This is a genomic window from Burkholderia sp. MSMB1078WGS (assembly GCF_001528895.1).
Taxonomy (GTDB): domain Bacteria; phylum Pseudomonadota; class Gammaproteobacteria; order Burkholderiales; family Burkholderiaceae; genus Burkholderia.
In genome coordinates this window covers 302,958-320,641 of the sequence record NZ_LPDI01000038.1, presented here as the reverse complement: position 1 = coordinate 320,641, position 17,684 = coordinate 302,958, and the positions used below count along the sequence as shown (strand labels likewise).

Below are 17,684 nucleotides of genomic sequence, written 5' to 3'. Positions count from 1 at the left end.
CGCTCAGGTGCGCCGGGTCACGCGTCGGACCAGGCGGTCGCCCGTGATTTGCACGGCCGAGACGAGCGCGATCAGGATCACGATCACGGTCGCCATGACGGTGGTGTCGAAACGTTGATAGCCGTAGCGGATCGCGAGATCGCCGAGCCCGCCCGCGCCGACGGCGCCCGCCATCGCGGTCGAGCCGATCAGCGCGACGACGGTGATCGTGAACCCGCCGAGCATGCCGGGCAGCGCTTCGGGCAGCAGCACGTGCCACACGATGTGGCGGCGCTTCGCGCCCATCGCGAGCGCGGCCTCGATCAGCCCGCGATCGACTTCGCGCAGGCTCACTTCGGCGATCCGCGCGAAGAACGGGATCGCGGCGATCGACAGCGGCACGACGGCCGCCCAGACACCGATCGTCGTGCCGATCAGCACGCGCGTGAACGGCAGCAGTGCGACCAGCAGGATGATGAACGGCGTCGAGCGGAACACGTTGACGAGCGCGCCGAGCACCGCGTTCACGCCGCGCCGCGCGTAGATGCCGCCGGGCGCGGTGGTCACGAGAATCACCGCGAGCGGGATGCCGATCAGCGCGGCGATCGCGGCCGACGCGGCGACCATCGACAGCGTGTCGCGGATCGCGTCGAGCAGTTCGGGCCACCAGAGCTCAAACATAGCCGAGCACCTCCGCGCGATTCGCATGGCGGCGCGCGCGTTCGAGCAGCGCGGCGACCGCACCGCCGCGCGCCGCCGACTGGCCGGCGTCGTCCGCACGCGGCGTCGCGGCGATCACGAGCCGCCCCTGCGCATGCCCGCGAATGCTTTCGATGCCGCCGTGCAGGAACCGCACGGAGCCGCCGAGCGCCGCTGCTAGCGCGCCGACGTCCGGCTCGCCGCCGCTCTCGCCCGTATAGCGGACGTCGAGCACGACCTGCGCGCCGTCGGGCAGCGCGGCCGGCTCGGGCAGCGGCCGCACGCGCGCGGCCAGCTCGGCCGGCAGGTCGTACCCGAGCGTGCTCAGCAACGCACGCGTCGCACCGTGGCGCGGATCGCCGAACACGCGCCATACCGGCCCCGTTTCGACGACCTCGCCCTGTTCGATGACCGCCACGGTGTCGCACACCGCGCGAATCACCTCCATCTCGTGCGTGATCAACACGATCGTCAGCCCGAGGCGGCGGTTGATGTCCGCGAGCAGCGCAAGAATCGATTGCGTGGTTTCCGGATCGAGCGCCGACGTCGCCTCGTCGCACAGCAGCACCTCGGGATCGTGCACGAGCGCCCGCGCAATGCCGACACGCTGCTTCTGTCCGCCCGACAGGCTCGCCGGATACGCATCGCGCTTCGCGGCGAGCCCGACGAGATCGAGCAGCGCCTCGACCTTGCGCACGCGTTCGGCCTTCGGCACGCCGGCGATCTTCAGCGGCAGCGCGACGTTCTCGAACACCGTCTTCGCGGACAGCAGGTTGAAATGCTGGAACACCATGCCGGTGCGGCGCCGCAACGCGACGAGGCCATCCTCGTCGAGCGCGCCGACGTCGACGCCCTGCACGCGCACGCGGCCCGAGCTCGGCCGTTCGAGGCCGTTCACGAGCCGCAGCAGCGTCGACTTGCCGGCCCCGCTGCGGCCGATGATCCCGAACACCTCGCCGCGCCGCACGTCGAGCGTCACGTCGCGCAGCGCGGCGGCGTGGCCGCGCGGCGTCGCGAACACCTTGCCGACCTGCTCCAGCGACACGGCCGCGCCGTCGGCCGGCGCGGCCGTTTCCTCATGCGCCGTCGCAGCGGCGCCGGCGCGTACGGCCGATGCCTCGATGAAACCCAGCGTATCGAACAATTGCGTCATCGCTTCGCTCCGTCACGTTAGGCATGCGCGGGATGCGCGGGTTCGGATACGGCCGTCGGCCGGTGCTGCGCGCCGGTGTGCCAGGCAGGCAGGCGCGGGCCCGCGCCGAACAGCTTCTCGCGCAGCGTCGGCGCGGGATCGTAGTCTTCCTTGTAGACGCCGCGGTTCTGCAGCTCGGGCACGACCCAATCGACGAAATCCTCGAACGATTCCGGCATCACGGTGCGCGTCAGGTTGAAACCGTCGATGCCCGTCTCGTCGATCCACGACTGCAGTTCGTCCGCGACCTGCGACGGCGAACCGACGATCGGCGCATAACGGCCGCCGAGCGACATCTGCACGAGCATCCGGCGCACCGTCCACGTGCCCGTCGTGCTCTTGCGCGAGATCGCGTCGACCGCCGACTGGATCGAATCGGTCTTCACGTACGAGATCGGCTCGTCGAGGCCGTATTTCGCGAAGTCGATGCCGGTCGAGCTCGCGAAGTGCGCGAGGCCGGCTTCCGGGCTCGCGTAGCGCCGGTACTCGTCGAATTTCTCGCGCGCGAGCCGCTCGGTCTCGGCGGTCACGACGCTCACCCCGGCGAAAATCCTGATCGACGTCGGGTCGCGCCCCTGCCGCGCGGCGGCCGCGCGGATGTCGAGCGCCGCCGCGCGCGCCGCGGCCTTGCTCTGCCCGTTCACGAACACGCATTCCGCGTGGCGGCCCGCGAACTCGACGCCGCGCGCGGACGAGCCGGCCTGGTACAGCACCGGCGTGCGCTGCAGCGACGGTTCGCTCAGGTGAATCGCATCGATCGAATAGAACGGGCCGTCGTGCTTCACGCGCCGCACCTTGCCCGGCTGCGTGAACACCCGCGCCTGCGCGTCGCGGATCACCGCGTCGTCGTCCCAGCTCCGTTCCCACAGCTTGTAGACGACGTCCATGTAATCGTCGGCGCGCTCGTAGCGGTCGTCGTGGCCGATCTGCTGCGCGAGACCCATCCCGCGCGCGGCGCTGTCGAGATAGCCGGTCACGATGTTCCAGCCCACGCGCCCTTTCGTCAGATGATCGAGCGTCGACATGCGGCGCGCGAACAGGTACGGCGGCTCGTAGGTCAGGTTCGCGGTCACGCCGAAGCCGAGATGCCGCGTGACCTGCGCCATCGCCGGCACGAGCAGCAGCGGATCGTTGACGGGCACCTGCACCGATTCGCGCAGCGCGGCGTCGGGCCCGCCGCCGAACACGTCGTACACGCCGACGATGTCCGCGAGAAAGATCCCGTCGAATTTGCCGCGTTCGAGCGTCTTCGCGAGATCGGCCCAGTAGTCGAGATCGGTGTAGTGCGCGGAGCGGTCGCGCGGATGCGTCCACAGCCCGTGGTTGATGTGCCCGACGCAGTTCATGTTGAACGCGTTGAGCAGGATCTTCTTGCGATTCGCCGTCGTCATGTCTGGCTCCGTCACCACGCGATCGCGTACAGCGAGCCGAACGCGTTGTCGAGTGCCCGGCGCACGGCCGGCGAGTGCTGGTAGATCGCGATGAACTTGCGGATGCGCGGGTCGTTCGCGCTCTCGGGCCGCACGACCCACTGGATCGCGAAGTTCTTGTTCTCGGTGCCGTCGAACAGCAGCGCGCTGTTCGGGTCGGCCGTGCCCGCGAGCTTGATGAAGCTCGGGTAGCCCTGCGCGAGGTCGACGTCGTCGAGCGAGCGCGCGAGCTGCGACGCTTCGAGCGGGATGATCTTCAGGTGCTTCGGATTGGCGACGATGTCGTGCGTCGTCGCACGGTAGTCGGCGCCCGGCTTCAGCGTGATCAGCCCCGCGCGCTGCAACAGCAACAGCCCGCGCCCGCCGTTGACCGGATCGTTCGCGATCGCGACGCGCGCACCGTCCTTCAGCTCGGCGAAGCTTTTCACCTTCTTCGAATAGAGGCCGATCTTCATGATCGTGCCGGGCGCGATCGCGATGAAGTCGTAGCCGCCCTGCTTCTTCGCGTTCTCGAGAAACGGGATGTGCTGGAAGTAGTTGACGTCGATGTCCTTGTTCGCGAGCGCCGCGTTCGGCGTATTCCAGTCGGTGAATTCGACGATCTTCACGTCGAGGCCCTGCGCCTTCGCCTCCTTCGCGGCGATCTTCAGCGCCTCGATCTGCGGACTGGTCGAGATGCCGACCTTCAGCGGCGCGGTGTCGGCGCGCGCGCCGTTCGGCAGCACGAGGCCAAGCCATGCCGCGAGCAGCGCGGCCGTCAGCAGGCGGGCCAGGCGGCCGGCGGAAAAGCGGGCGGAAAAAACGGGATGCAGCATGGAAACCACTCTCCTGTCCAAAGACGGTATCGACGGATGAGCGACGCCGCGGCGAACGCACGGGCGTTCTCCGGACAGTCGTCGTTGCATCGGAAAAGGATCAGCCGATGATAGAGAGCGGCGGGAGGGCGGTCTACGAAGCGATTGTGCGAAGAAAATCGCGCGCGGCGATATGGCGGCGTCGGGCGCGCTGCGCTGCCCGGCAGACCGAATACCGGCCATGCCGCGCCGATCGCCGGCGCGCGCCGTAGCGAAGCAACGGCCGGCTGCCCGGGCGCCGCCAGGCCGAAATCTCGGCCTGCCCGCCGCGCCGATTCCGAAATCTCGGCCAGCCGGCGTGGAGAACCCTTTCCGCAGACGAAACAAATCCCTTATGAATCAATGCATTAAAAATATTCCGGCGGGCTGCGATGCTGGCACGGGGGTTGCGTAATAGACGGCACACGATGCCGCGAAGCGAATGCAGGCATTCCAAACATCAGGAGACACGTCTTGCAGACCTCTATCCAAACCCCGTCCCATCCCGAGCCGATTGCCGCAGCCGGTCCCGCCACGCGCGAACGCTTCTGGCCGCAAGGCTGGTGGAAGCTGATGGAAATCCGCATCGGCATCATCCCGCTGCCGGTCTACGTGATCCTGTTCGGACTGATCGTCGGCTTCGCGGTGACGGGCAAGGTGCCCGGCGAAATCTCGATGGCGATCGCCGTCCTCGCGTTCTTCGGCTTCACCTGCGCGGAACTGGGCAAGCGCCTGCCGCTGCTGCGCAACATCGGCGCGGCCGCGATCTTCGCGACCTTCGTGCCGTCGGCGCTCACCTATTACCACGTGCTGCCGAAGCCGGTGCTGAACCTGACGGTCGAATTCACGAAGTCGACCAACTTCCTGTACCTGTTCATCGCGTCGATCATCGTCGGCAGCATCTTGAGCATGGACCGGCGCGTGCTGATCCAGGGCTTCGTGAAGATCTTCGTCCCGCTCGCCGTCGGCTCCATCGCGGCCGCGATCGTCGGCACGGCGGTCGGCACCGCGCTCGGCCTCGGCGCGCGCCACACGCTGCTGTACATCGTCGTGCCGATCATGGCGGGCGGCGTCGGCGAAGGCGCGATTCCGCTGTCGATCGGCTATTCGGAACTGATGCACCTGCCGCAAGGCGAGATGTTCGCGATGGTGCTGCCGTCGGTGATGCTCGGCAGCCTGACCGCGATCATCCTGTCGGGCGCGCTCGACATGCTCGGCAAGCGCCTGCCGCACCTGACCGGCAACGGCCGCCTGCAAGTCGGCGAAAGCGGCGACATGACGCCGGAAAGCGAGGAGATCCGCGGCCACGTCGACGTCACGCACATCGCGGGCGCCGGCATCACGGCGATCACGCTGTACCTCGTCGGCCTGATGGCGCACAAGCTGTTCGGCCTGCCCGCGCCGGTCGCGATGCTGTTCCTCGCGGTGCTGGTGAAGCTCGCGCGTGCGGTGTCGCCGCCGCTGCAGGAAGGCGCGTTCGTCGTCTACAAGTTCTTCTCGACCGCCGTCACGTATCCGCTGCTGTTCGCGATCGGCGTCGCGATGACGCCGTGGGACAAGCTGACCGCCGCCTTCACGATCGTCAACGTGGTCACGATCGTGTCGACCGTCGCGACGCTGATGGGCACCGGTTTCGTGGTCGGCCGCCTGCTGAAGATGTACCCTATCGACACCGCAATCGTGAACGCCTGCCACAGCGGGCAAGGCGGCACCGGCGACGTCGCGATCCTGACCGCCGCGAACCGGATGCAGTTGATGCCGTTCGCGCAGATCGCCACGCGGATCGGCGGCGCGATCGTCGTCACGGTGACGCTGATCCTGGTCGCGCACTTCGGATAACGCGCGGCCGCGCGCATCGTCGCGCCGGCTGCTTCGCACGCGCCGCCGCCGGCCCTGCCGGCGCGCGGCGCGCGTCGTTCCGAGCGTGCGGTTGCGGAGGGCCGGTTGCGGAGGGCCGGTAGCGGACGACCGGTAGCGGACGACCGGTAGCGGGCTTGATGAGGGCGAACGTGCAGAAGAGCTTCAAGGGAATCCCGTGGTGGGGCTGGGCATCGGCCGCGGTGCTGTATGTCGGCGTGGCCGGCGCGGCCGTCGATTTCGCGTGGGAACGCGCGATCGACGCGCTCGAGGAGGCCGGCGCGCACCGGCTCGACCTGTACGCGTCGAGCCTGAAAAGCGAGCTCGGCCGCTTCGAGATCCTGCCCGGCCTGGTCGCGCGGCAGGACGGCGTGCGGGCGATGCTGAAAGCCGCGCCGAACGATGCGCCCGAACTCGTGCATGCGGTGAACACCTACCTCGAAGCCGTGAATCGCGACGCGGGCAGCGGCGCGGTCGACGTGATCGATCTGCAAGGCGACGTGATCGCCGCCAGCAACTGGAACGAGACGATCAGTTTCGTCGGCACCAACGTGTCGTACCGGCCGTATTTCAAGGACGCGCTCGCGCGCGGCAGCGGCCGCTTCTTCGGCATCGGCACCAACACCGGCGTGCCGGGCGTCTACTTCGCGAGCGCGGTGCGCAGCGACGGCGTGCCGATCGGCGTGGCCGCCGTGAAGATCAGCGTCGACCCGCTCGAATCGGCGTGGCGCGCGCCGGGCGTCGCCGCGCTGGTGGTCGACGGCAACGGCGTGGTCGTGATCTCGACCGAGCCTTCGTGGAAATTCACCGCGCTGCGCCCGATCACCGCGCAGCAGCAGCGCGACATCCAGGCGTCGCGCCAGTACGCGGGCCGCACCGTCGACGCGCTGCCCTATCGCCGCATCGGCGACCGCAGCTCGGCCGCCTGGTTCGGCACCTTTCCCGATCCGCACCGCGCCGGCCGCACCGCGCGCTATCTCGTGATGTCGCGCCCCGCGCCGCAGGCCGGCGATTCGCTGATGGTGCTGCTCGACATCGCGGGCGCGCGGCGCCAGCAGCAAACCGCGTTCGTGTTCGTCACCGGCGCGTTCCTGATCGTCGCGCTGCTCGTCGGCTATGCAATCCAGCGGCGCCGGGCGATCATCGCGCGGCTGAGCGCGCAGGACGCGCTGCGCCGCGCGAACGACCAGCTCGAGCTGACGGTCGCGCAGCGTACGGCCGCGCTCACGGCCGCGAACGAGCGGATGCAGCGCGAGATCGACGAGCGCGAACGCACCGAGCAGCGCCTGCGCGCGTCGCAGCAGGAGGTCGTGCACGCGGGCAAGCTCGCGGTGCTCGGTCAGATGGCCGCCGGCCTCACGCACGAGCTGAACCAGCCGCTCGTCGCGATCCGCACGCTGTGCGACAACGCGCGCACGTTCTTCGAACGCGGCCAGCCGGCGCCGGCGCTCGCGAATCTCGAACGTGTCGGCAAGCTGGTCGACGGCATGGCCGTGCTCACCGGCGAGTTGAAAACCTTCGCGCGCAAGCCCGACGTCGAGCGCGTCGCGGTGTCGCTGAACGAGGCCGTCGCGCATGCGCGGCTCATCTACGACGCGCGCATTCGCGACGAAGGCGTGCGGCTCGACGTGAACATCGCGCCCGGCACGACGGTCTCGGCCGAATCGAGCCAGTTGCAGCAGGTGATCGTGAACCTGCTCGGCAACGCGCTCGACGCGGTGCACGACGCGCCGGTGCGCCGCATCGTCATCGAGGCGGCCGAAGCGGACGATGCCGGCCGCGTGCGCTTCACGGTGGCCGACAGCGGCGCCGGCATCGCGCCCGACGTGCTGCCGCACCTGTTCGAGCCGTTCGTCACGACCAAGCCGCGCGGCCAGGGCCTCGGGCTCGGTCTCGCGATCACGTCGCGCATCGTCGAGGCGTTCGGCGCGAAGATCGCCGCGACGAACCGCGACGAAGGCGGCGCGCAGTTCACCATCGAATTCGCGGCGGCGACGCCGCAACAAAGGACAGAGCATGGAACATGAGATTCGGGTGCTGGTCGTCGAGGACGATGAGAACGTCCGGATCGGCGTCGAGCAGGCCGTCGCGCTCGCCGGGTTCCCGGTCGACGCGTTCGCGTCCGCCGCCGACGCGCTCGCCCACGTCGCGCCCGGCGCGCGGGTGGTGATCGTGTCGGACGTGCGGATGCCGGGCATCGACGGGCTGCAGTTGCTCGACCGCGTGATGGCCGTCGATGCGCAGATCCCGGTCGTGCTGATCAGCGGCCACGCGGACATCTCGACGGCCGTCGGCGCGATGCAGGTCGGCGCGTACGACTTCATCGAGAAGCCGTTCTCGTCGGACCTGATCGCCGGCCGCGTCGCGCGCGCCGTCGAGAAGCGCCGGCTCACGCTCGAGGTGCAGGGGCTGCGTGCGGCGCTGAACAACTGGCAAGGCATCGAGGCGTTCGTGCTCGGCAAGTCGCCCGCGATGGCCGACGTGCGCAAGAAGATCCTGCGCCTCGCGGATACGTCGGTGTCGGTGCTGATCACCGGCGAGACGGGCACCGGCAAGGAGCTGATCGCGCGCAGCCTGCACGACTTCGGCGGCCGGCGCGATGCGCATTTCGTCGCGCTGAACTGCGGCGGCCTGCCCGAGCAGGTGTTCGAGAGCGAGCTGTTCGGCCATGAAGCCGGCGCGTTCACCGGCGCGATCAAGAAACGCATCGGCAAGATCGAATGGGCGAACGGCGGCACGCTGTTCCTCGACGAGATCGAGACGATGCCGATTGCGCTGCAGATCAAGATGCTGCGCGTGCTGCAGGAGCGCGTGATCGAGCGGCTCGGCGCGAACGAACTGATTCCGGTCGACTGCCGCGTCATCGCCGCGTCGAAGGCCGATCTCGCCGAACTCGCGGCCGACGGCCGCTTTCGTGCGGATTTGCTGTATCGCCTGAACGTCGCGCAGATCGAGCTGCCGCCGCTACGCGAGCGGCGCGAGGACGTGCCGCTGCTGTTCGAGCATTTCGTGCTCGCGGCCGCGCGCCGCTTCGGGCAGCCGGCGCCGGTCGTCACCGCCGCGCAGATGTCCGAACTGATGACGCACGCGTGGCCCGGCAACGTGCGCGAGCTGCAGAACGTGGCCGACCGCTTCGTGCTCGGGCTGACCGGCGACAGCCTGCTGTCGTCCGGCGGCGCGCCGACGGCCGGCAGCACGCTCGCGGAACAGCTCGCGTATTTCGAGCGGATGCTGATCGAGGACATGCTGCGGCGTCACGGTGGCAACGTCGCGGATGCGAGCGAGGCGCTCGGCATGCCGAAGAAAACGCTCTATCACAAGCTGCGTCACCTGCGGATTCCCGCGCGCGGCGACGCGGCGGCCGACGGCGGCGAATGACGCGAACGAGAGGATACGCACATCGGCATGGATCGCATCGACATCACCGAACGGGGCCGTCTCGCCGGCCACCTGATCCGCGGCGTCACGCACGCGCGGAAAACCTTTCGCCCGAGCGATTGGCCCGAGCGGCTCGCGGGCGTCATCACGCTGATCGTCGGTGAACGGCGGCCCGGCTATCCGTGCACGCTGTCACGGCTCGCGATGCCGGTCGTCGACGGCGGCGTCAAATGCCTGTTCGTGTCCGACGAGTTGCGCGACGTGTGCGCGGATGCGTTCGACTTCGCGATGCGGTTTGCGGCGGACAATGATCTGCCGGTCGAGGTTCGGAGCGCGCCGGTGTTGGCGGTGCGCTGATGCGTGCGAAACCTCGAATAACGATCGCGAGTCATTTCATCTGTTACCCATGCGACCCATCGATCAGACCACGTAGGTAGCGAGATGAAACAGAATCTCCAACAAGGTCACGATGACGAACGCGATACACCATTTGCGTAACGACCAACGTCTATATGCAATAGCATTGAGCACAGCACAAGCGATCGATGGCCATAGAAGAATGAAGAGCATCGTCGCGACCGAGCCAACGTGAGATGCGCAGGACTCTCCGCAACCGACTGCCGGGAGTGACGGCTTGGCCCAATCCGTGCGGTTGAATACATAGAATGATGCCCCCGTCACCAGAAGTCCCCACACGAAGCCTAGAACAACGACAGCTATACGCTTCATTTCACTTCCCAAAATAAAATCTCTTTGGATTCCGCCAGGTCTGATATCCAGTTCTCGTTCCTGCCGGGACGGAACCAGGATCGTAGGTCCGGCATCGTCCGTCGACCCAGGCGAAACCGCCAGAACGATGCAAAGGACGGCGTAAGCGTGTCTTTGTTCCATAGGTCGATATGACCGCCGCTCAGTGAATCGGCTGAGTCGCCATCCTGACGCCAATATCCGAAGAAGTAGATGATACCGGTTCGGTTTTTTATCTTGTCCTGCCAATTCGGACCGGTGATGTTTTCGGGTTTGCCAAGCCCCAGGAACGGGCGAAGCTTCAACCACCCAGCGAGCTCGTAAGCGCGTGTCGCCGTCGCTTTCCCGCCGAGTATCAGGCGACCCAGCGTCTTCTTGCCGGGCATCGGCTTCAGCACGTTTTGAGAAAACGACTTCATGTCGCTTCCGATGGCGTGAAACGCGACGCTCATGCGAATGGCGCATTGATTCTCATATTCGCCAGTGGGGTCGTCGTAGGGGTCATTCTTCGGGTACGCGTTCCAAAGCGCTTGAAAGGACAATGCTCGCAGTTGCACGGACTTCTTCGAATTCGGGGTGTCGTTCGTGCGGACCTTCGCCGGGGGATTAGGCATGGCTTACCCCGTCGTGTTTTTTTGCGATGGCTTCGTCACCCCAAAAGACGGTGTAATTTCCTGATCCGTCGCCGGTGTTGACGCGCGGTAGCTCGCCGCTTGCATCGAGTACGCCGGAATGAATGCGGCCGTCTGCCGTCTCGATGTAATAGGGATAGCCCTCCTGACCGGTGGCAGCACAGCCAAGGGTCACCGCCTCGATCTGTTCATCAAACGTGCCTTTCTTGAGCGACATGACTCCGCCCGTTGCTGTGCGGCTCGAAACAACTTCACCGAGCCCCTGAAGTCGATCGTCGCACCACACTTCACCCGCAAGTTCGGCGACGATGCTCGGTGGAGTCGAACAGCCGCAAAGGACGATATCGCGGTCGAGTGCAACCTCGCCTTGAAACTTGAGTCGATAGGGGCCGCCAGCTTTTGCGATGATGCCGGTGCTTTGGCAGGCGGTGCAGAACGCACGACCGCCGATCAAGGCTGCCTGATGCTCGTGGACCAGAAATCGTGGTCCGTTAAATGAGCTGATTGTTCCGCCACTTGAAAGACTATCGCCAACAACCGCAATTCTTCTATTCATTGACCGGCCTCCTCGGAAAGCCGTAATCGTAGCTTCGCGACGCAACTATATATCTCGATATTGTTTGGATATCTCAATTAAACGAACGCAATTTTCCTGCGAGAAGCCATCTTCTCCTTCATCAACGTTCGGTGCTTGTGCAGATCTCCAGCGCGCCACGAGCCTCGCCCGACCAAGTGTCACTTCCACACTGACACCGTTACCGACAGGCATCCAACCGGATGCCTTCGCATATAGAGCCTGAACATCGGACGCCGATACCGCGAGCAGATCGTTCTGCCCTCTCGGTCCGACAAGGGTTTCTGGCCGAGCCATCAAAAAAATTGATCGTCACGATGAAAATTATGCGTTTTGCTTGCAGCTCGCCGTGATGCATAGTTGCGTCGTGTTGACGCACCTTTGAGTCTTTCAGTCATGAACATGCGAATCGAGCCTTCGGTGCTCGCGAACCCCGACCTGCAATTTGCGACGCTTTCGTCGGGCATCAGCCTGCCGTATGTCGAGCGGGGCAGCGGCGCGCCGATGGTGTTCGTTCACGGTTCGCTGTGCGACTACCGTTACTGGGATCCGCAGCTCGCATCGCTGTCGGCTCATTACCGCTGCATCGCGCCGAGCCTGAGTCATTACTGGCCGGCCGTCGAAGCGGGCATCCAGGACGAGTTCAGTTGGCAGAACCATGTCGACGAGCTTGCCGAATTCATCGACGCGCTCGATTTCGGCCCCGTGCATCTCGTCGGTCATTCGCGCGGCGGCAGCGTCGCGTTCAACGTCGCACGTCAACATCCGCACCTCGTCGAATCGCTGACGCTCGCCGATCCGGGCGGCCCGCTCCAGCAACCCGGCGTGCGCGAAGCCGCGCTGCCGGCCGCCGCGCTCGCGCTGCGCACGAAAGCCGTGAACCTGATCGAGCAAGGCGATGTCGAGGCCGGCCTCGAGATGTTCGTCGATTCCGTGAGCCTGCCCGGTGCATGGAAGAAGAGCACGTCGCGCTTTCGCACGATGGCGATCGACAACGCGAGCACACTGCCGAAGCAGCTGCGCGATCCGCTGCCCGCCTATTCGGCCGAAACCGCAGGCGATATCGCCTGCCGCACGCTGTTGATCGACGGCCAGCGCAGCCCGAAGATGTTCCGCCACAACGTCGACACGCTGTCGCAGTGGATCGGCAATGCACAACGGCAGACCGTCGCCGGCGCATCGCATGGGATGAACGCGGCAAGCCCCGCGGTGTTCAATCGTTACGTGCACGAGTTCGTCGCGACGTAACGCGATCGGGCGGGGTTCGTTCCGCCCGTCTCCCCTTCTTTCCTGAAGTCCCTCAGCAATGCACGCATTGCGCTTCACCACCAGCCGCCGCGCGTAGCCGCGGTACCGGTGGTCGATGCTCGCCGACTCGACCGTTAGTTGCAACCACCGCACTGTCGCTGCGGCAGTCTGAATCGCCATCCGCGACCGATCACGAATTGCATCGGTGCGTAGCCGTGCAACCGCACGCAGGCGCGCTCCCCGTAAAAAAACCCGATCCGCGTCGCCACGGATCGGGTTTTCCTTTTCGACATGCGGCCGTATCGGCCGCCGTCGCATGGCGCTGCGCGCCACTGATACTCAACGCGCAGCCACATCCTCCTTGCCGGTCGCCGCACCGCCGACCGCCGTCGGCGCCGCACCCCACCCGCCACCCAACGCACGGATCAGGTTGACGGTCGACACCGCCTGCGCCCCCGTCAACTGGTTCGCCTGCAATTGCGACTGCAACACCGAGCGCTCGCTGTCGATCACGTCGAGATACGCGACTTCGCCCTCTTGGTACTGCGTACGCGACAGCTTCGCCGCCCGGCGCGACGCGTTGACGGCGGCATCCTGCGCGCGGATCTGGTCGTCGAGCAGGCGCAGATCGGCGAGATTGTCCTCGACCTCGCGGAACGCAACGAGCACCTGCTGCCGGTAGTTCGCGACCTGTTCGTCGTACTGCGCGCGCGCCTGCTGCACGCCGGCCGCCCGTCGCCCACCGTCGAACAGCGGCAACGTCAGCGCGGTGCCGGCGAACGGCCCGAGCAGAAACGTGCGGCTCGACCACAGGAACAGGTTGCCGAGCGTCGACGCCTCATAGCCGAACGATCCGGTGATATCGAGCTTCGGGAAGTACGCCGACTTCGCGAGCCCGATCCGTGCGTTCGCGGCCGCCATCGCGCGCTCGGCCGCCGCCACGTCCGGGCGGCGTTCCAGCAGCGCGGACGGCAGGCCCGGCGGAATCTTCACCGCGACCGGCACGATCGGCGTTTCCTTGAACGCGAAATCCGCGGGCGCCTTGCCGAGCAGGATCGCGAGCGCATGCTCGGACGCCGCGCGCCGGCGCGCGACGCCGACCGCATCGGCCTGCGCGCTGGCCAGTTCGTTCTTCGCGCGCGACACGTCGAGCTCGCTGATGTCGCCTTCGTTGAAGCGGCGTTGCACGAGATTCAGCGCCTGCTGACGCAGCTCCACCGTGCGGCGGTACAAATCCTGGTCCGAGTCGAGCTGACGCAGCTCGAAGTAGTTCTGCGCGACGTCGGCCTGCAGGGCGAGCTGCACCGAGCGGAACAGCGCTTCGCTCTGCGCCTGGTCGGCACGCGAGGCCTCGACGTTGCGGCCGACGCGGCCGAACAGGTCGGCCTCGTACGACACCGTGCCCTGCGCGCGCCACAGCGTCGCGTTGGTCGGGCCCGTGCCCTGCGGTTGGAACTGCGATGCCGACGACAGCCCCTCGCGCGTCGGCCCGAACCCGGCGCCGATCTGCGGGAACCATTGCGAGCGCGCCGAACGGGTTGCCGCACGCGCTTCCTCGACCCGCGCGGCCGCGGCCTTGAGGTTCTGGTTCGCGGCGAGCGCCTGCGTCTCGAGCGAATCGAGCACCGGATCGCCGAACACCTTCCACCATTCGCCGCGATGTTCGCCGTCCGACGGCTCGGCCGTCTTCCACGTGCCGGCCTGCTCGCCGGCAGCGAGGGTCGGCGCTTCCTTGAACGCGGCGGGCGCCGCCGCATCCGGACGCTTGTAGTCTGGGCCGACCGCGCACGCGGCGAGCAGCGTCGCGAGCAGGGTGCTCGCGGCCGCCACCTTCGCGAAACGAATCAGGCCATTCGTGTTGTGCAAGTTATTCATTTTCTGGTCCTCAAGCATCGGGCGCCGGTACGCCGTACCCCGTCGAATCCTTGCCGGCGACGTGGATCTTGCCGCCCGCGAGCGTACGCAGCACGACGTAGAACACCGGCGTCAGCATCAGCCCGAACAGCGTCACGCCGAGCATCCCGAAGAACACCGCGACCCCCATCGCATGGCGCATTTCCGAACCGGCGCCCGTCGACGTGACGAGCGGCACCACGCCCATGATGAAGGCGATCGACGTCATCAGGATCGGGCGCAGCCGCAGCCGGCTCGCCTCGATCGCGGCCTCGAGCGGCGTTCTGCCGTCGTGTTCGAGCTCGCGCGCGAATTCGACGATCAGGATCGCGTTCTTCGCCGACAGCCCCACCAGCACCATCAGGCCGATCTGCGTGAAGATGTTGTTGTCGCCCTGCGTGAGCCACACGCCCGTCAGCGCCGACAGAATGCTCATCGGCACGATCAGGATCACCGCGAGCGGCAGCGTCAGGCTTTCGTACAGCGCGGCAAGCACGAGAAACACGAGCAGCACGCTGATCGGGAACACGTACATCGCCGAATCGCCCGCGAGGATCTGCTGGTACGTGAGGTCGGTCCACTCGAAGCGCACGCCGCGCGGCAGCGTTTCGTGCGCGATGCGTTCGACCGCGGCCTGCGCCTGCCCCGACGAGAAGCCCGGCGCCGGGCCGCCGTTGATGTCGGCCGCCGTGTAGCCGTTGTAGCGCACGACCATTTCCGGGCCGAACGTCGGTGTCACCGTGACGAGCGACGACAGCGGCACCATCTCGCCACGGTCGTTGCGTGTCTTCAGTTGCAGGATGTCGTCCGCGCGCTGGCGGAACGGCGCATCGGCCTGCACGCGCACCTGGTACACGCGCCCGAAGCGGTTGAAGTCGTTCACGTACAGCGAACCGAGATACACCTGCATCGTGTTGAACACGTCGGTCACCGGCACGCCGAGCTGCTTCGCCTTCACGCGATCGAGATCGACGTTGAGCTGCGGCACGTTGATCTGGTAGCTCGTGAACAACGGGCCGAGCTCAGGTGCCTGCTGCGCACGCTTGATGAAGTCGTTGGTCGCATCCGACAGCTTCGCGTAACCGACCGCGCCGCGATCCTCGATCTGCATCTTGAAGCCGCCGAGCGTGCCGAGGCCAAGCACCGGCGGCGGCGGGAACACCGCGACGAACGAATCCTTGATCGCGCCGTATTTCTGATTCAGCGCACCGGCGATCGCGCCGGCCGACAGCGCTTTGCCGTGCCGTTCCGAGAACGGCTTCAGCGTGACGAACACGATGCCCGCGCTCGAGCTGTTGGTGAAGCCGTTCACCGACAGCCCCGGGAACGCGACCGCGCTCTCGACGCCTGGCTGCTTCAGCGCGATCGAACCCATGTCGCGGATCACCTTCTCGGTGCGGTCGAGCGACGCACCGTTCGGCAGTTGCGCGAACGCGATCAGGTATTCCTTGTCCTGCGCGGGCACGAAGCCGCCCGGCACGACCTTCGACACCAGCACCGTCGCCCCCACCAGCACGAGGTACACGCCGAGCATCAGCGTCTTGCGCGACAGCACGCCGCGCACGCCGCGGCCGTAGTTCTCCGCGCCGCGATGGAACACCTTGTTGAAACGGCGGAAGAAGCCGCCGAGCACGCGGCTCATCACGCGCGTGAGCCAGTCTTCCTTGTCGCCGTGGCCCTTGAGCAGGATCGCGGACAGCGCCGGCGACAGCGTCAGCGAGTTGAACGCCGAGATCACCGTCGAGATCGCGATCGTCATCGCGAACTGCTTGTAGAACTGGCCGGTCAGGCCCGACATGAACGCGAGCGGCACGAACACGGCGACGAGCGTCAGCGCGATCGCGATGATCGGCCCGCTCACTTCCTGCATCGCCTTGTAGGTCGCCTGCCGCGCGGTCATCCCGTTCTCGATGTTGCGCTCGACGTTCTCGACGACCACGATCGCATCGTCGACCACGATACCGATCGCGAGCACCATCCCGAACAACGACAACGCGTTGATCGAATACCCGAACGCCAGCAGCAACGAGAACGTGCCGACGATCGACACCGGCACCGCGATCAGCGGAATGATCGACGCGCGCCACGTCTGCAGGAACACGATCACGACGATCACGACCAGCGCGATCGCCTCGAGCAGCGTGTGCACGACGGCCTTGATCGACGAACGCACGAACTGCGTCGGGTCGTAGACGATCTTGTAGTCGACGCCCGCCGGCATGTCCTGCTTCAGCTCGGCCATCGTCTTGCGCACTTCGTCGGAGATCTGCAGCGAGTTCGCGCCCGGCGACTGGTTGATCGCCATCGCGACGGCCGGCTTGTTGTCGAGCAGCGAGCGCAGCCCGTATTCGGACGCGTCGAGCTCGATCCGCGCGATGTCGCGCAAGTGCGTGACGCCGCCGTCCGGCGTCGTCTTCACGACGATGTCGCCGAACTCTTCTTCCGTCTGCAGACGGCCGCGCGCATTCACCGACAGCTGCAGCGGCGTGCCGGGCAGCGACGGCGATGCGCCGATCACGCCGGCCGCGACCTGCACGTTCTGCTCGCGGATCGCCTGCACGACGTCCTCGGCCGACAGCCCGCGCTGCGCGACCTTCTGCGGATCGAGCCACACGCGCATTGCGTAGTCGCCCGAACCCCACAGCTGCACCTGGCCGACGCCCTGGATCCGCGACAGGCGATCCTTCACGTTGATCAGCGCGTAGTTGCGCAGGTAGGTCATGTCGTAGCGGTTGTCCGGCGAGATCAGGTGGACCACCATCGTCAGCGTCGGCGAGCTTTTCACCGTGGTGATGCCGAGCCGCTGCACGTCTTCCGGCAGGCGCGGCAGCGCCTGGTTCACGCGGTTCTGCACGAGCTGCGTGGCCTTGTCCGGATCGGTGCCGAGCTTGAACGTGACGGTGATCGTCATGTTGCCGTCGCTGTTCGCCTGCGACTGCATGTAGAGCATGTCCTCGACGCCGTTGATCTGTTCTTCCAGCGGCGACGCGACCGTCTCGGCGATCACTTTCGGGTTCGCGCCCGGGTACTGCGCCTTCACGATCACGGAAGGCGGCACGACTTCCGGATATTCCGAAATCGGCAGCAGGAACATCGCGATCACCCCGCCGAGCAGGATGACCACCGATAGGACTCCTGCAAAGATCGGCCGGTCGATAAAGAATTTGGAAATGTTCATGTGTGGCTCTGTCTGGTTGAACGCGGATGCGAAGCGGGCGCGCC

The 17,684-nt window shown here is 66.5% G+C and carries 13 protein-coding genes; 5 read left to right on the top strand and 8 right to left on the bottom strand.

Annotated elements, in window-relative coordinates; genetic code table 11:
• Nucleotides 1–3: 3 nt before the first annotated feature.
• The 4 genes from WT24_RS10075 to WT24_RS10060 are packed head-to-tail and all read right to left on the bottom strand — an operon-like array spanning nt 4 to nt 4,115.
• Nucleotides 4–660, bottom strand: coding sequence for a methionine ABC transporter permease (locus WT24_RS10075; protein ID WP_027781522.1), 657 nt, complete (start codon nt 658–660; stop codon nt 4–6).
• Nucleotides 653–1,831, bottom strand: coding sequence for a methionine ABC transporter ATP-binding protein (locus tag WT24_RS10070; RefSeq protein ID WP_060033172.1), 1,179 nt, complete (start codon nt 1,829–1,831; stop codon nt 653–655). The genes WT24_RS10075 and WT24_RS10070 overlap by 8 nt, the downstream gene beginning before the upstream one ends.
• A gap of 17 nt (nt 1,832–1,848) precedes the next feature.
• Nucleotides 1,849–3,261, bottom strand: coding sequence for an LLM class flavin-dependent oxidoreductase (locus tag WT24_RS10065; protein WP_060033168.1), 1,413 nt, complete (start codon nt 3,259–3,261; stop codon nt 1,849–1,851).
• Between the two features lie 11 nt (nt 3,262–3,272).
• Nucleotides 3,273–4,115: a MetQ/NlpA family ABC transporter substrate-binding protein gene (locus WT24_RS10060; protein ID WP_059834448.1), complete on the bottom strand. Its 843-nt coding sequence runs from the start codon at nt 4,113–4,115 to the stop codon at nt 3,273–3,275.
• Between the two features lie 492 nt (nt 4,116–4,607).
• Between WT24_RS10060 and WT24_RS10055 the strand changes: the two genes are divergently transcribed.
• From WT24_RS10055 to WT24_RS10040, 4 genes are all read left to right on the top strand, one after another.
• Nucleotides 4,608–5,972: a 2-hydroxycarboxylate transporter family protein gene (locus tag WT24_RS10055; RefSeq protein ID WP_059499385.1), complete on the top strand. Its 1,365-nt coding sequence runs from the start codon at nt 4,608–4,610 to the stop codon at nt 5,970–5,972.
• A gap of 158 nt (nt 5,973–6,130) precedes the next feature.
• The gene (locus tag WT24_RS10050; RefSeq protein ID WP_060033166.1) at nt 6,131–8,017 is read left to right on the top strand and encodes an ATP-binding protein; all 1,887 of its coding nucleotides are present in this window, start codon (nt 6,131–6,133) and stop codon (nt 8,015–8,017) included.
• Nucleotides 8,007–9,368: a sigma-54 dependent transcriptional regulator gene (locus tag WT24_RS10045; protein ID WP_060033163.1), complete on the top strand. Its 1,362-nt coding sequence runs from the start codon at nt 8,007–8,009 to the stop codon at nt 9,366–9,368. The genes WT24_RS10050 and WT24_RS10045 overlap by 11 nt, the downstream gene beginning before the upstream one ends.
• 27 nt (nt 9,369–9,395) lie before the next feature.
• Nucleotides 9,396–9,725, top strand: coding sequence for a DUF3579 domain-containing protein (locus WT24_RS10040; protein ID WP_060033160.1), 330 nt, complete (start codon nt 9,396–9,398; stop codon nt 9,723–9,725).
• 368 nt (nt 9,726–10,093) lie between these two features.
• Here the strand turns inward: WT24_RS10040 and WT24_RS10035 are convergent, their stop codons facing one another.
• Together WT24_RS10035 and WT24_RS10030 are read right to left on the bottom strand one after the other, a co-directional pair.
• A complete protein-coding gene (locus WT24_RS10035; protein ID WP_060033157.1) occupies nt 10,094–10,729 on the bottom strand; it encodes a type VI secretion system amidase effector protein Tae4 in 636 nt (211 codons plus the stop codon).
• Nucleotides 10,722–11,303, bottom strand: coding sequence for a PAAR domain-containing protein (locus WT24_RS10030; RefSeq protein WP_060033152.1), 582 nt, complete (start codon nt 11,301–11,303; stop codon nt 10,722–10,724). Before WT24_RS10030 ends, WT24_RS10035 begins: the two co-directional genes overlap by 8 nt.
• A gap of 414 nt (nt 11,304–11,717) precedes the next feature.
• Here WT24_RS10030 and WT24_RS10025 point away from each other — a divergent pair, with 414 nt between their 5' ends.
• The gene (locus tag WT24_RS10025) at nt 11,718–12,569 is read left to right on the top strand and encodes an alpha/beta fold hydrolase (protein ID WP_060033148.1); all 852 of its coding nucleotides are present in this window, start codon (nt 11,718–11,720) and stop codon (nt 12,567–12,569) included.
• A 339-nt stretch (nt 12,570–12,908) separates the two neighbouring features.
• Here WT24_RS10025 and opcM read toward each other — a convergent pair whose 3' ends face one another.
• Together opcM and ceoB are read right to left on the bottom strand one after the other, a co-directional pair.
• On the bottom strand, nt 12,909–14,444 hold the full coding sequence (gene opcM / locus WT24_RS10020; protein ID WP_060033250.1) for a multidrug efflux transporter outer membrane subunit OpcM: 1,536 nt from the start codon (nt 14,442–14,444) through the stop codon (nt 12,909–12,911).
• 10 nt (nt 14,445–14,454) lie between these two features.
• Nucleotides 14,455–17,640: a multidrug efflux RND transporter permease subunit CeoB gene (gene ceoB / locus WT24_RS10015; RefSeq protein ID WP_060033145.1), complete on the bottom strand. Its 3,186-nt coding sequence runs from the start codon at nt 17,638–17,640 to the stop codon at nt 14,455–14,457.
• Between the last annotated feature and the right edge of the window lie 44 nt (nt 17,641–17,684).